12 protein-coding genes and 1 tRNA gene are annotated in these 14837 nt (G+C 72.5%); 9 read left to right on the top strand and 4 right to left on the bottom strand.

The genetic code is table 11. The features are described from left to right. Positions 1–988 (bottom strand): IS481 family transposase (locus H291_RS0127105; protein WP_084467595.1); only part of this gene is annotated, 988 nt, incomplete at its 3' end. A 374-nt stretch (positions 989–1362) separates the two neighbouring features. Between H291_RS0127105 and H291_RS0127100 the strand changes: the two genes are divergently transcribed. After that, on the top strand, positions 1363–1701 hold the full coding sequence (locus H291_RS0127100; protein WP_020018173.1) for a YciI family protein: 339 nt from the start codon (positions 1363–1365) through the stop codon (positions 1699–1701). 138 nt (positions 1702–1839) lie between these two features. On the opposite strand, the gene H291_RS0127095 is transcribed toward H291_RS0127100, so the two are convergent. Both H291_RS0127095 and H291_RS0127090 read right to left on the bottom strand, forming a co-directional pair. Next, on the bottom strand, positions 1840–3477 hold the full coding sequence (locus H291_RS0127095; protein WP_020018172.1) for an ATP-dependent DNA ligase: 1638 nt from the start codon (positions 3475–3477) through the stop codon (positions 1840–1842). Between the two features lie 46 nt (positions 3478–3523). Then, entirely contained in the window at positions 3524–3928 is a 405-nt protein-coding gene (locus H291_RS0127090) for a nuclear transport factor 2 family protein (RefSeq protein ID WP_198012597.1), read from the bottom strand. Between the two features lie 87 nt (positions 3929–4015). Here H291_RS0127090 and H291_RS0127085 point away from each other — a divergent pair, with 87 nt between their 5' ends. Beyond that, on the top strand, positions 4016–4801 hold the full coding sequence (locus H291_RS0127085) for a helix-turn-helix transcriptional regulator (RefSeq protein ID WP_020018170.1): 786 nt from the start codon (positions 4016–4018) through the stop codon (positions 4799–4801). Between the two features lie 24 nt (positions 4802–4825). Here H291_RS0127085 and H291_RS31850 read toward each other — a convergent pair whose 3' ends face one another. Next, a complete protein-coding gene (locus tag H291_RS31850; protein WP_020018169.1) occupies positions 4826–5923 on the bottom strand; it encodes a winged helix DNA-binding domain-containing protein in 1098 nt (365 codons plus the stop codon). Positions 5924–6155: 232 nt separating this feature from the next. Between H291_RS31850 and H291_RS0127075 the strand changes: the two genes are divergently transcribed. From H291_RS0127075 to H291_RS0127045, 7 genes are all read left to right on the top strand, one after another. Then, the gene (locus H291_RS0127075; RefSeq protein WP_232216186.1) at positions 6156–7694 is read left to right on the top strand and encodes an alpha/beta hydrolase; all 1539 of its coding nucleotides are present in this window, start codon (positions 6156–6158) and stop codon (positions 7692–7694) included. A 91-nt stretch (positions 7695–7785) separates the two neighbouring features. Continuing rightward, positions 7786–7859: transfer RNA gene (locus H291_RS0127070), tRNA-Arg, on the top strand. A gap of 121 nt (positions 7860–7980) precedes the next feature. Further along, positions 7981–9660 (top strand): GTPase, encoded by a 1680-nt coding sequence (locus H291_RS0127065; protein WP_157237384.1) that lies wholly within the window; start codon positions 7981–7983, stop codon positions 9658–9660. Next, the gene (locus tag H291_RS0127060; RefSeq protein ID WP_020018166.1) at positions 9657–11237 is read left to right on the top strand and encodes a GTP-binding protein; all 1581 of its coding nucleotides are present in this window, start codon (positions 9657–9659) and stop codon (positions 11235–11237) included. Before H291_RS0127065 ends, H291_RS0127060 begins: the two co-directional genes overlap by 4 nt. Positions 11238–11290: 53 nt before the next feature. Beyond that, the gene (locus H291_RS31845) at positions 11291–11773 is read left to right on the top strand and encodes a single-stranded DNA-binding protein (protein ID WP_020018165.1); all 483 of its coding nucleotides are present in this window, start codon (positions 11291–11293) and stop codon (positions 11771–11773) included. Between the two features lie 126 nt (positions 11774–11899). Continuing rightward, a complete protein-coding gene (gene ettA / locus H291_RS0127050; RefSeq protein ID WP_026366180.1) occupies positions 11900–13582 on the top strand; it encodes an energy-dependent translational throttle protein EttA in 1683 nt (560 codons plus the stop codon). Positions 13583–13913: 331 nt separating this feature from the next. Then, the gene (locus H291_RS0127045; RefSeq protein ID WP_020018163.1) at positions 13914–14825 is read left to right on the top strand and encodes a phosphotransferase; all 912 of its coding nucleotides are present in this window, start codon (positions 13914–13916) and stop codon (positions 14823–14825) included. The last annotated feature ends 12 nt before the right edge of the window (positions 14826–14837 follow it).

Genomic DNA, 14837 nt, shown 5'->3' with positions numbered 1-14837 from the left:
TGTGATGTCCAGGGAGGTTGTTCAGTCGGGTGATGGGTGGTTGGTTGCCGATCGCTGAGTGGGCGCGGTGGTGGTTGTAGTAGTGCAGCCAGCCGGGTAGCTCGTCGCGGCGTTCGGTCTCCGAGGTGTAGCGGCGGGCGTAGGCCCAGCCGTCGGCCAGGGTGCGGTGGAAGCGTTCGATCTTGCCGTTGGTCTGGGGCCGGTAGGGGCGCGTGCGCTTGTGCTTGATACCGAGCTGAGCGCAGGCATCACGCCAGGCGTGGGACCGGTAGGCCGCCCCGTTGTCCGAGAGGACCCGCTGGACGCTCACGCCGTGTTCGGCCAGCCAGGCGGTCGCGCGGTGCAGGACGCCGACTGCGGTGTCGGCCTTCTCGTCGGTGTGGATCTCGGCGTAGGCGACCCGGGAGTGGTCGTCGATCACGGTGTGCAGGAACGCGGTCCCGGTGCGGGGCTTGTAGTCCGCGCCGCGGGGCAGGCCGGTGGTAGCGAGTTTGTTGGCTGCGCCCTGCTGGCGGCCGACGTAGCGGTGCCCGCCGCCGTCGGGGATGTTGCCGAACTTGGTCACGTCGACGTGGATCAACGAACCCGGGTACTCGTGTTCGTAGCGGCGGATCGGTTCGCCGGTGACCCGGTCGATCCGGGACAGGCGGTTGATCCTGGTCCGGACCAGGACGGCGTGCACGGTCGAGGCCGGCATACCCAGGCGCCCGGCGATCTGCGCCGGGCCCAGGCGGTGGCGCCACCGCAGGCCCACGATCTGCTTGACCACGGGTCGTGGGGTCCGGTGCGGGCTGCGGCGCGGGCGTGAGGACCGGTCGGTCATGCCCGCGGGCCCCTCGGTGCGGTAGCGGTGGGCCCACTTGCCGGCTGTGCGGGGCGAGACCATGAACATCTTCGCGGCGCTGGTGATGGTCCACCCGGACTCGACCACCAGACGCGCCAGGCGCAGACGTGCTCGCGGGGTCAGCAGGGCGTTAGCGTGGGTCACGAAGGCCTCCGGTAGGAAGTGGTTTCTCGACAACTCCACTCCACAACCGGAGGCCTTCCTCGGCCCCTAACTCCGACCGCGTGTCGCCCGAATCCAGAAACAACCTCCCTGGACATCACATCTAGGGCTGGACGGGTTGGCGGACGCGGTGCCAACCGACCTCCGGGAGAGCTGTGCGCCCCTGGGTAGGTAACGCTGAGGCAGCACTGCTAGCTCACCGTTACCTACCCGAGGGCACAACGTGTGCCCCGGCGCCGTCCGGGTCCGGCCAACGGCCGCTTGCGCTGGGGGGCCTCCCGATGAGTTTCGCCGGCGGACGGCGTCCACCCCGCAGGAGACCGGCCCGACGGGCCGCCGAGACCTGGAGGACTGCGATGCCGCGATACCTGATCTCGTTCGACGACGGCGCGATGACGTTCCCGCAGGAGGACCTGCCCGCCGTGGCCGAGGCCTCGCACGCCGTCGTGCAGGCGGCCAAGGACGCCGGCGTCTGGATCTTCGGTGCCGGGCTGGAGCACCAGCAGGCGTCGGTCGTCGCGACCGACGGCACCGTGACGGACGGCCCGTTCCCGGAGACGAAGGCCGTGATCGGCGGGTTCTCGATCCTGGAGGTGGCAAACCGCGAGGAGGCGCTGAAGTGGGCGGCCCGGATCGCGGAGGGCTGTCGCTGTGCCCAGGAGGTCCGGGAGCTCATGTACGACCCGGAGTCCTGAGCTCCGACCCGGCTTCCTTCGCCGGCTCGCGTCGTCGGCGTCATCTGGATGTCGTGGCGCACATCCCCTTTGAGGCCTAAGTTTCTTCGCTTTGAGCCGGCTCAAAGCGAAGAAACTTAGGCCTCGAAAGAAGATAGGTCAGACGGCGAGCGAGCGGACCGTGTCGATCGTGTCCGCCTCCGCGGCTGTCTTGTCGTCGCGGTAGCGCAGCACCCGCGCGAACCGCAGCGCCAGCCCGCCCGGGTAGCGGGTCGAGCGCTGCAGGCCGTCGAATGCGATCTCCACGACCTGCTCGGGGCGCACCTTCACGACCCAGCCGTTGTCCTCGACCTCCAGCTCCCGGAACCGCTCGGTCTGCCACTGGAGCATCTGGTCGGTCATGCCCTTGAAGGTCTTGCCCAGCATCACGAAGCCGCCCTCGGGGTCCCGCGCGCCCAGGTGGATGTTGGACAGCCAGCCCTCGCGGCGGCCCGAACCGCGTTCGACCGCCAGCACCACGAGGTCCAGCGTCTTGCGGGGCTTCACCTTGACCCAGCCCGCGCCGCGGCGTCCGGCCGCGTACGGGGTGTCCAGCGACTTGATCACCACGCCCTCCTGGCCCTCGCGGAGCGCGCCCGCGAAGAACTCGGCCGCCTCGTCGGCGTCGGAGGTGAGCAGACGGCGCACCGTGTGCGGCCCCGCGACCTCGTCCAGGACCGTCAGGCGCTCGCGCAGCGGAGCGTCGAGCAGGTCGCGGCCACCGGCGTGCAGCACGTCGAAGAAGAACGGCGTGAGCTGGAACTGGTCGGCCAGCGCCTCCTCCGCCGACGCCGCCCGCGCCGGCCCCCGCGAGGACCCGCGCCCGGACTCGTGGGTCGCCGAGCGGGCCGCCGTCTCCTGGAACGGCCGGGGTACGCCGTCCGGCCCGACGCCGAGCGCCTCGCCGTCGAGCACCAGGCGGTCCGACGGGAGGGCGCGCACCACGTCGACGATCTCCGGCACTCGCTCGGTGATGTCGTCCAGCGAGCGCGTGACCACGCGCACGTCGTCGCCGAGCCGGTGCACCTGGATGCGGATGCCGTCCAGCTTCACGTCCACGCACAGCTCGGTCGGCTCACCGCCCCCGAGCTTCTCGAACGCCGCCGCGATGTCCGGGGCCGACTGCGCGAGCATCGGCCGCACCGGCCGCCCGACCTCCAGCGTGAAACCCGCCAGGGCGGTGAGCGGATCGTCCGCGAGCAGGGCGGCGCTCGCGACCGGCCCGGTGGCCCCGCGCAGCATGACGGCGCGGCGGACGGCGTCGGCCGGGACGTCGGCGGCCTCCGCGATCGCGTCGACCACGACCGAGTCGAGCGCGCCCTGCCGCAGCTCGCCAGCGACCAGCCCGCGCAGGAACGCCTGCTCGCGCTCGGTCGCGGCGCCGAAGAGCTCCCCGGCCGCCGTCGACCGGGCCTGGGCCGAGCCGGATCCTTCAAGCGACGCCATCGCGGCGAACGCCGCGTCGACGTCGCGCACCGTGAGCGTGGCGTCCGACGACGGCGGCGGCAGGTCGCGCAGCGCGGCGTAGCCCAGGCCCGTGCGGCGCTGCCGCAGCGCGCCGGCGAGGTAGGCGACGACGATCTCCAGGTCGTCGGAGACCGCCTCCGCAACGCCGGCTGGACCGGCGTCCGACGGCGCTGCGCCACCTGCCCCGTCCGCCGTCCGGCGGAGCAGATCCGCGATGGCCGCGCGCTTGGCCAGGCGCGAGCGCGTGGCGGCGACGGCGTCGGACGTGGCGGCGACCTCGGCGAGCAGCATGCTCCATCTTGACCCGCCGTCCCCGCACGCGCCCCCGGCGGAGGCGTCACGCCCACCAGGTCAGGTGCGCGTCGGCCTCCTTCGTCGGCTCGATGAGCTCCCAGGCCTCAGCGATCAGCCCGTCCTCGAACCGCATGATGTCGACCACCGTGATCTCCGGCCCGGTGGGCAGCCGCCGCCGCGAGTGCAGCATCACCTGGTCGCCGTCGGCCAGCAGGTGCAGGACCGTCACCTCCATCCCGTCGATGTGCTCCAGCGACCCGCGGACGGCGGCCAGCCACTCGGCCTTGGTCCGCGATGTCCCGTCGGGCCGGTGGTGCGCGAAGTCCTCGGTCAGCACCCGGGCGACGGCGTCGACGTCACCGGTCTCGGTGAGGGCCGTGAAGGCTGCGCTGATGATGCTCGTGTTGTCGGTCGTGCTGCTCTGCGGCGTCATGTCCTGTGTCGTCATGCCCGCAGTCTTCGGCGGGGCGGCGGGCGCTGTCGATGAACTGGGAGTTCATGGCGCCCCGGTCGGCGGTGCACGACACTCGACGCCATGGGAACCGTGGGGGAGCTGTTGCGGCAGTGGCGGCAGCGGCGTCGGCTGAGCCAGCTCGACCTCGCGATCGCCGCCGACGTCTCGGCACGGCACGTCAGCCTCGTGGAGACCGGGAAGTCCCGGCCGAGCGCCGAGATGGTGCTCCGGCTCGCGGAGCAGCTCGACGTGCCGCTGCGCGACCGCAACCGGCTGCTGCTCGCCGCGGGGTTCGCACCGCGGTACGCCGAGCGCCCGCTCGGAGGCGACGCCCTGGCCACGGCGCGGGACGCGGTCGCGCGCGTGCTGCGCGCGCACGAGCCGTACCCGGCGCTCGTCTTCGACCGCCGCTGGAACATCCTGCTGACCAACCGGGCCGTGGACCGGTTCTTCGCCGGCGTCGCGCCCGACCTGCTGCGCCCGCCGGTCAACCTGGTGCGGCTGGGTCTGGACCCGCGTGGGCTCGCCCCGCTCGTCGTCAACCTGGCCGACGTGCGCTCCGTGTTCGGGTCCCGGGTGCGGCGCCAGCTCGCCACCGTGCCCGACGCCGAGCTGACCGCCCTCTACGAGGAGCTCCTGGCCCCCGGCACGTCGGACGCGTCCGCCGACCGGAGGTCGATCGAGGCCGAGTCGGACGTGGTGATCCCGATGATCATCCGCTTCGCCGGGCGGGAGCTGCGGCTCTTCTCCACGATCACGACGTTCGGCACCCCGATGGACATCACGCTCGACGAGGTGGCGATCGAGTCCTACTACCCGGCCGACGACGAGACCGCCGCCTACTTCACGGACGAAGCCTCTCCGTAGGCGACCGCCCGCAGCCAGGGCCCGTCAACCGTGCGGCCAGGCCGCCACCGCCTCCTCCACGGCCGTGCGGGTCGACCCCGCGGCCCCCGGCACCAGCTCGTACGCCTCCTCGCCGGCCTTGGGCGCGCGCCGCCAGGTGCCGACCAGCCGCCCGTCCAGCAGCACCGCGGGCCGGAAGATGCCGTTGCTGAACGGGACGACGGTGCGCATCGCCTCGGCGTCCGCGACCAGGTCGCGGTCCTGGTAGCCCAGCACCATCTCGTCGAACCCCGGCACCAGCACGACGCCGCCGGGCTCCGCCAGCCCGTCCGGGTCCACCCCGCGCCCGACCAGCATCGCCCGTCCGTCGACCGTGACGTCGGCCAGGGCGTCCGGTTCGGCAGCGCGCAGCGCGGTCACGGTGGCACGCACGGGCGTCTTGGGCAGGCCGATCCACCAGGCCAGGTCGTCGACGGTGGCCGGCCCGCGGCTCGTGAAGTAGGCGCGGGCGATGCGGGCGAGGGCCGCCGCGGGCTCCTCGGCCAGGACGCCGCCCGCAGGGGCAGGCGTCGCGACCATGCGCTGCTGCGCGCCCGCGAACGGCCCCCAGTGCAGTACCCCGCGCAGCGCCAGGGTGACGATCAGGTGGTACCCGCGCTGCCCCTCGATGGGGATGCCGGCCTGCTGCCACCGGTCGATCATCTCGGCGCGCGTGACCCCGCCGTCCGAGGCCGTGAGGGCCGCCCGGGTGACGGCCTCCGCCCGGTCCACGATCGCGTCGTCCAGGCCCTCCACCTCGCGGACCCGCCGGCCCAGGTGCGTCACGCGCTCGCCCGTGAGCGAGACGAGCGCGGCCAGGTCGGCGGGCGTGGTCGCGAAGAGGGTGCCGCGCTGCGTCCACCCGCGCACCAGGGTGCCGTCGTCGAACGCGGCGCGGACGTCGTCCACCGTGGTGCCGGGCTGGCAGCGGACGGCGACCGCCCGCAGCACGGCGGGCAGGTCCTGCCCCTGGAGGGCGACCATCCGGCGCACGACGTCGGCCGGCGCCGCCGTGCTGGGCCCGTCGGGCAGCACCAGGCCCTGCGTGCGCAGGCGCAGCCGGCGCGCGGCGTCGGGGGAGAGGTCGGTCGGTCCGGAGAGCATGCGGGAAGGCTACGACGAGCCTGTGACACTCACCGGGCCCGCACCGTCCGGGGCCGCGCACCAGTGACGCCGTGTCACCTGCGGGGCCAGCGGGATGTCATGGGTGAAACATGACGCCGTTGCACTGGCAGGCGCGGCCCGGGCCCGGTGAGATCTAGGCATGACCTCGACACCAGCGCGTGACGTTGACCGTCCGGAGCCGACCCCACCGGGCCGGGTGATGCGTGTGTCCGTGCTGACGATCGCCGTGGCCTTCCTGGCGGCCGCCGTGGCGCCGTCGACGGCGTCGTCCGCGCCGGCTCCGTTCCCGAGCCGGGCGGCGGCCACGGCCCCCGCGATCACCTGGGGCGACTGCCCCGAGGCGGTGGCCGCGCCCGGGCTGGAGTGCGGCACCATCGACGTCCCGCTGGACTACGCCGAGCCGGACGGGCGCACCATCGAGGTGGCCGTCTCGCGCCTGGCCAGCACGAACCCGCAGGAGCGGCGCGGGGTGCTGCTCACCAACACCGGCGGCCCGGGAGGCGAGGGCCTGGCCTACCCGGCGGGCCTGCGCGACGTGCTGAAGCTGCCGCAGGACCTGCTGGACCAGTACGACATCATCGGCATGGACCCGCGCGGCGTCGGCCACAGCACCCCCGTGACCTGCGACCTCACTCCGCTGGAGCACCCGACCAACATCCCGATGTACGCGCGTGGCCCGGCCGACGTGCGCAGCGAGGCGGAGCGGGTGGCCGACGTCGCCGAGAAGTGCGGGTCGTCGTCCACGGCGTGGCTGCTGCCGCACGTCACCACGGCCAACACGGCCCGCGACATGGACCAGGTCCGCGCGGCGCTCGGCGAGGAGAAGGTGTCCTACTTCGGCATCTCGTACGGCACCTACCTGGGCTCGGTCTACACCTCGATGTTCCCCGAGCGCAGCGACCGGTTCCTGCTCGACAGCGCCACCGGGCCCGGCGGCTGGGACGCCTCGTTCGCCCGCCTGTTCGGCGAGGGCGTCGAGGACCGGTTCCCGGACTTCGCCCGGTTCGCCGCGGACCATCCCGAGTACGGCCTGGGCGACACGCCCCGCCAGGTGCGGGCCACGTACTTCGAGCTCGCGGCCCGCCTGGACCGGGAGCCCAGCCCCGACGGGTACACCGGCGCGGCGTTCCGGTTCGCCACGTTCGCCGCCCTCTACTACGACACGAGCCTGCCGGGGCTCGCCGAGACCTGGCGCGCGCTCGACCGGGGCGAGCCCGTCCCGGTGTCCGGCGCGCCCGCGGGTCCGACGGCGGAGCCCGCCGCGCCGTCGTCCGGTCCCGGCGCGGCAACCCAGGCGGCGGACGCCGAGATCCCGGCCGACAACTACATCGCCAGCCAGCTCCACGTGATCTGCAACGACTCCGACTGGCCGGAGCAGGTGTGGCGCTACCAGGTGAACGTCGCGCTCGACCGGGTCCGCCACCCGATGTTCGGGGCCGCCGCGGCGAACATCACCCCCTGCGCCTTCTGGCCGTCCGAGCCGGCCGAGCCGCGGGTGAAGATCACCGACGACGGACCGGCCAACGTGCTGATCCTGCAGAACCTCCGCGACCCCGCGACGCCGCTGTCCGGAGCCCGGGACCTGCGCGCGGCGTTCGGCGACCGGGCGCGCATGGTGACCGCCGACCAGGGCGGACACCTCTCCTACCTGCGGCTGGGCAACGACTGCGCCGACGACCTCGCGACGGCGTTCCTGCGGACCGGTGACCTGCCCGAACGCGATGTGGCCTGCGGGGCTCCGGGGGCCTGAGCAGGCCCCGTCAGGCCCGCCGTCCCGCGGATCGAGACCCGCATTTGTCATGGTCAAGACCGGCTAGACCTAGGCTAAACTCGGCTCGCTTGCCTCCGTAGCTCAGCTGGATAGAGCGGGTCACTTCTAATGACTAGGTCGCGGGTTCGAATCCTGCCGGGGGCACTGGTCTGCTGTCGTCGAGCGTTGTCGGCTCACCCTGACGGCTCGCACGAAACGTCGGTTTCCGTATACCTACCAGGTGCTACGGCTTGGCAGAACGATCTTGACCTATCAGGATGAAGCCGTGACTTCAGGAACACGCTCCGCAGTGCTCGGCCGTCGGGGTGGTGTGGACCCGAACGTTGCGGAACAGCTCGGGTTCACCGTGCACGACGTCGTGCAGGACCTGCGCCGCGACGTCGCCTCGGCGACCCTGCCCCTGCCGGTCGACGGCGCCGAGGAGGCCGAGGCGTCCCGCGAACGCCTGCTGGCCCAGCTCGACGAGCACCTGCTCCCGCGCCTCGCCGAGCTGTCGAGTCCCGCCGTCGTGGTGCTGGCCGGCTCCACGGGCGCCGGCAAGTCCACGCTCTTCAACAGCCTCCTGCAGGAGGAGGTGTCCGAGGCCGGGGTGCTGCGGCCCACCACCCGCGAACCCGTGGTGGGCGTGCACCCGCGCGACGTGGACACGCTCACGGCGGGCCCTGTCACGGAGCTGGCCCGCCTGGTCAAGCACGAGGGCGTCCCGCGCGGTACGGCGCTGATGGACGCCCCGGACCTCGACTCCTTCCTCAAGGAGAACCGGTCCACGGCCCACCAGCTCCTCGAGGCGGCCGACCTGTGGCTCTTCGTCACCACGGCCGCCCGCTACGGCGACGCCCTGCCCTGGCAGGCGCTGGACCGCGCCAAGGAGCGCGGCGCGAGCGTTGCGATGGTGCTCAACCGGGTGCCCAAGGAGAACCTGACGACGATCCGTGCCGACCTCAACTCCCGCCTGCGGGAGCGCGGCATGAAGGACGTCCCGCTGTTCATCGTGCCCGACGTCGGCCCGCACGAGGGCCTGCTCGCCCCCCAGCTCGTGGCGCCCATCCAGCGCTGGCTCAACCTGATGGCCGGGCCCGAGCGCTCGCGCACCGTGATCCTGCGCACCCTCAAGGGCGCGCTCGGCGCCCTGCCCGACTGGGTCACGGGGCTCGTCACCGCGGTGGAGCAGCAGGGCACCGCCGCCTTCGACCTGCGCAACGCCGTCCAGTCCGTGGTCCCGGACGAGCAGCTCGCCGCGCGCACCGCCGTCCTGTCCGGCACCGCGGGCGAGGGCACCGTGGCCGCACGGTTCGCCGAGATCGCCAGCACCGACCACATCTCCCGCGTCACGGTCCGCGACGGCATCGCCCGCACCACCAAGCGCGCGGGCAAGGCCCGCGAGACCGCGCTGCTCCGGCTGCGCGAGGAGATCGAGGCCACCGCCACCCGCGCCTTCGTCGCCGCCGGCGTCCGCACCGAGGAGAGCCTGCGCGGCGCCCTCGCCGGGCCCGGCGCCCCGGCCGCCGGCGAGACGATCCTGCCGTCCGGCTCAGGCCGCGCCAAGGACCGCCTGGCCTGGGGACAGCGGACGGCCGCCGACTGGTCCCGGCGGGCCGACGACGTCGTCGGGCGCATGGCCGACTCCGACCCCGACAGCGCGGGCTCCGAGGCCGCCCTCCGGGCCGCCGGCGCCCGCAAGGCCTTCGGCGACCAGGGCCTGGCCACGCTCCTGCAGGCGGTCGCGCTCGGCAACGAGGACTCCACGACGCTCCTGGACCGCGTCCTCGGCGAGACCGCGGGCGACGCGATCGAGGAGCTGCAGGGCGAACTTGCCGACCAGGTCGCGCTAGCGGTTGCGGAAGAGGCCCGTTCTGTCCAGAGTGCCCTTGACGTCCCCGCGCTAGCCGACGACGCGGCCGCTCCGCTCCGCGTGCGGCTGGCCGAGCTCAGGAGGCTGACATGACGAGCCACGACGCGACCCTCGGCGCTCGCACCGAGGACCTGGGCCGCGCCCTCCAGATCGCCGGATCCCGCCTCGACGACACCGTGTTCGGCAAGGTCGCCAGCTCGGTCGCCGGCGTGCGCGAACGGCTCGCGCTCGGCGTCGACCACACCGTCGTGGCGCTCGCGGGCGGCACCGGTTCGGGCAAGTCGAGCACCTTCAACAAGATCTCCCGGCTGACCTTCGCCGACGTCGGCGTCAAGCGCCCCACCACGGCCAAGGTCACCGCGTGCTCGTGGAGCGACGACGCCGCGACGCTGCTCGACTGGCTCGGTGTGGAGCGCGAGCGTCGCATCACCCGGGCGGGCGAGCTGGACTCCGCCGACGAGGCGGCCCTGAGCGGGCTCGTGCTGCTCGACCTGCCCGACCACGACTCGGTGGCCCCCGGCCACCGCGAGGTCGTGGACAAGGTGCTGCCGCTCGTGGACCTCCTGGTCTGGGTGGTGGACCCCCAGAAGTACGCCGACGACGCCCTGCACACCGGCTACCTGCGCGACTCGTCGGGCATGCGGGCCTCGACCGTGGTGGTGCTCAACCAGATCGACACGGTGCCCGTGGGGCAGCGCGACAACCTGGTCAACGACGTGAAGCGCCTGCTGCGCGACGACGGCCTGGACGACGTGCCGGTCATCGCGGCGTCGAGCAAGACGGACATCGGCATCGAGGACCTGCGCGGGCTGCTCGAGCAGACCGTGGCCCGCCGGTCGGTCTCGGCCGGCCGCGCCGCGGGCGAGCTGGACGCCGCCGCGACGCTGCTGCTGAGCCAGACGCCGTCCGAGGTGCCGTGGCACATCGACACCGTGCTGGAGCGCGAGGTCGACGCCCTGGCGCGCGCCGCCGGGCTGGAGTCCGTCGCCGCCCAGGTCGGCGCGGCGGTCCGCAACGGCTACGGCTCGCCCGAGTTCCGCAACCCGGACCCCGACTCGATCGCGCTGTCCAGGTCGCGCTGGCTCACGGGCTCGGGGGAGTCGCTCAAGCCGGGCTGGCAGCGGTCGCTCGCCGAGAGCGTGGCCAGCGCCCGGGACGTCGCCGGCGCGGTGTCGGCGGCGCTGCAGAGCATCACCCTGGACACCCGCGGCCCGACGACGCAGCCGCTCACCCGGCGGCTCGCGCTCGGCGCCGTGCTGCTGGCGGTGCTGCTCGGGATCGCGACGGTACTGGCCTCCATGGGGATCCTGCCCGTCGGGGACACCTGGACCACCGTGCTCGGCGTCCTCGCGGTCGTGGCAGCCGTCGCGGCGCTCGTGGTGTTCCTCGTGGCGATGCAGATGCGCCGCGCGCTGGCCGCCCGCCGGGCGCAGGGCGTCATCGCCTCGGGCCGCGCCGCCCTGGAGAGAGTGCTGCAGCAGACGCTCGGTGTGCCCACCCAGAAGCTGCTCGACGAGCACCGCGCGGTGCGCGAGCTCGCACAGAGTGCGCGCGACGACGGACCCTCCGTACCGCTCCGCGTGGAAGAGAACACGACCACAGGCAGCCAGATCCGGGTTTCGTCCACAGGTGGTGCCCGGCTGCCGGACCTGCGCTCCGTCCGCGCCTGATGCTGGGTACGGGCCGGCCGCGAGGGCCGGTCCGGGACACCCAGGAGGGCTCCATGAACGACGTGACGGTGACCGTCTCCGGCCGCGCCGGCAACACCCCCGCGCTGCACACCGGCAAGGACAAGGAGTACGCCATGGTCCGCGTGGCCAGCACGCGGCGCTTCGTGAACGAGGACGGCGACTGGACCGACGGCCCCACGCTGTGGTTCTCGGTGAAGACCTGGCGGACGGCGGCGGTGAACCTCGCCAGGTCGGTGCGCAAGGGCGACCCGTTGGTCGTCACGGGCCGGCTGGAGGTCGAGCAGTGGGAGACCGCCGAGGGGGCCCAGCGCTCGAACCTGGTGATTCAGGCGACCGGGGTCGGCGTCGACGCGACCAGGGGCAAGGTCGAGTACTCGCGGGTCGTGCACCACGAGTCGCTCACGCCTGCCCCTCGGGACGCGGACGGCCTGCCGGCCGACCCGTTCGGCGTCGGCGCCCCGGGCGTCGAGGACGACGAGGCGGGCGTCGGGCAGCGGGAGCTGGTGACCGCGTAGGCTGGTGCCAGTCGTGCTCAGCGGTCCGCGGGTGCCAGGGTTCTCCTGCGCGGACGAACCCTGGCACCCGCTCCGCGAGAGCACACCCCATCCGACGTACCTTCTGTGAACGGTGGAACACAGGCAGTGGCTGAATACATCTACTCCATGTACAAGGCGCGCAAGGCGCACGGCGACAAGGTCATCCTCGATGACGTGTCGCTGAACTTCCTGCCCGGCGCCAAGATCGGTGTCGTCGGGCCGAACGGCGCCGGTAAGTCCACGATCCTCAAGATCATGGCCGGGCTGGACACGCCGAGCAACGGCGACGCCCGCCTGTCGCCCGGCTACACCGTGGGCATCCTGCAGCAGGAGCCGCCGCTGAACGAGGAGAAGACGGTCCTCGGCAACGTCCAGGAGGCCGTCGGCGAGATCCTGGCCAAGAAGGCGCGGTTCGACGAGATCTCCGAGCTCATGGCGCAGCCCGACGCGGACTTCGACGCGCTGCTGGCCGAGATGGGCACCCTCCAGGAGGACATCGACGCGGCCGACGCGTGGGACCTCGACTCCCAGCTCGAGCAGGCGATGGACGCCCTGCGCTGCCCGCCGCCGGACGCCGACGTCTCGGTGCTCTCCGGTGGTGAGCGCCGCCGCGTCGCGCTGTGCAAGCTGCTCCTGGAGAAGCCCGACCTGCTGCTCCTGGACGAGCCGACCAACCACCTCGACGCCGAGTCCGTGCTGTGGCTCGAGCAGCACCTCGCGTCCTACGCGGGCGCCGTGCTCGCCGTGACCCACGACCGGTACTTCCTCGACCACGTCGCGGAGTGGATCTGCGAGGTCGACCGCGGGCGCCTCTACCCGTACGAGGGCAACTACTCGACGTACCTCGAGAAGAAGCAGGCGCGCCTGGAGGTCCAGGGCAAGAAGGACGCCAAGCTCTCCAAGCGCCTCAAGGAGGAGCTGGAGTGGGTGCGGTCCAACGCCAAGGGCCGCCAGACCAAGTCGAAGGCCCGCCTGGCCCGCTACGAGGAGATGGCTGCCGAGGCGGAGCGCACCAAGAAGCTCGACTTCGAGGAGATCCAGATCCCCGCGGGCCCGCGCATGGGCTCGCTGGTGCTGGAGGCCTCGAACCTGAAGAAGGGCTTCGACGACCGCGTGCTCATCGACGGCCTGTCGTTCACGCTGCCGCGCAACGGCATCGTGGGCGTCATCGGCCCGAACGGCGTCGGCAAGACCACGCTCTTCAAGACGATCGTCGGCATGGAGCCGCTCGACGGCGGCGAGCTGAAGGTCGGCGAGACCGTCTCGATCTCCTACGTCGACCAGTCGCGTGGCGGCATCGACCCCAAGAAGACGCTGTGGGAGGTCGTGTCCGACGGGCTCGACTTCATCAAGGTCGGCAACGTCGAGATCCCGTCGCGCGCCTACGTGGCGTCGTTCGGGTTCAAGGGCCCGGACCAGCAGAAGCCCGCTGGCGTGCTGTCCGGTGGTGAGCGCAACCGCCTCAACCTGGCGCTGACGCTCAAGCAGGGCGGCAACCTGCTGCTGCTCGACGAGCCCACCAACGACCTCGACGTCGAGACCCTCGGCTCGCTGGAGAACGCCCTGCTGGAGTTCCCGGGCTGCGCCGTCGTGGTCTCCCACGACCGGTGGTTCCTCGACCGAGTCGCGACGCACATCCTGGCCTACGAGGGCACCGAGGAGAACCCGGCGAACTGGTACTGGTTCGAGGGCAACTTCGAGTCGTACGAGGCCAACAAGGTCGAGCGCCTCGGCGCCGACGCGGCGCGCCCGCACCGGGTCACGTACCGCAAGCTGACCCGCGACTGACGACGCGGCACGGGTGTGGAGGGGGCCGAGGAACGAGGCCCCCTCAACACCCGTGTCCCGAGGAAGTCGCGAGACAAACACTGCGACTGACGACGCGGCCGCCGGTCCCGAGGAAGTCGCGCGACCAGTACCCGCGACTGACTCTCCTTTCGAGGCCTAAGTTTCTTCGCTCTGGGCCGGCCCAAAGCGAAGAAACTTAGGCCTCGAAGGCGAACCCCCAACCCGGCATAGCGGGCGAAATTCGCATGGGTTCCTTGCTGCAAGGGGACATCTTCGACAAGATGCCGCAGTGAGCCCTGCCCTGCGTCCCGGATGGCGTGAGCTTCCGCCCGTGCTGCGCGACCGCATCACCGATCTGCTCGGCGCCCGCGTGATCGCCGCGCGGCACCCTGACGACTCCGGGATCCTGCCCGGAGCGCGCTTCGAGGTGCAGACCACCAAGGGCCACGTCTTCGTCAAGGCGATCGGCACGGAGCAGCCCGGGCCGCTGAACTTCCTGCGCCAGGAGATCGCGCTCTCGCCGCTGCTGCCCGCCGCGGCCCCGCACCCGGAGCTCCTCTGGTCGCTCGACGACGTGCTGCCGAACCTCGGCACCTGGGTGGCCGTCGGCTACGCGATGAAGTCCAACGTGCGGCCGATCGACCCGTCCTTTCCCGAGGAGGACGTCGCGACCATGGTCAAGGTCGTGCGCGGGATCGGGGAGGTCGATGCGCCGGACGACCCGATGTTCCTGCCCGAGGAGCGGGTCTTCCCCACCGACTCGTGGGAGTACCTCGCCGACAAGCGGCCCGCCGGCCTCGCCAACCACTCGCCGTGGCTCGCCAACCGGCTGGAGGGGCTCGCGGAGATCGCGGCGCACGCTCCCCAGGCGATCGCCGGCAAGAGCCTGCAGCACGGCACGCTGCGGGTGCAGAACGTGCTGCTGCCCGCGCGGCTCGGCGAGAAGCCGCTGGTGACGGACTGGATCCGCGGCAGCGTCGGCGCGCCGTACCTCGACCTGGTCTCCATGCTGCTGCACGTGCGCACCAACGACGGGCCGCCGCCCGAGGCCACCCTGCGCCGGTACGGCCTGCCGCCCGGCACCGAACGGGACGCGGTGACGTGCTGGATCGCGGTGCTCGCCGGCCACTACGTGAAGTCCTCGATGGACTCGCCGCCCACGGACATGCCGGAGCTGCGGGCCTACCAGCACCGCCTGGCCCGTGCGGCCGTGGCGTGGCTGCAGACCAGGCTCGGTTTCTGACCCGCACGATTC

This window comes from Promicromonospora sukumoe 327MFSha3.1, assembly GCF_000385135.1.
Lineage (GTDB): Bacteria > Actinomycetota > Actinomycetes > Actinomycetales > Cellulomonadaceae > Promicromonospora > Promicromonospora sukumoe_B.
Note: the sequence above shows the minus strand (reverse complement) of the source record. Positions and strands in the feature narration are given on the sequence as shown.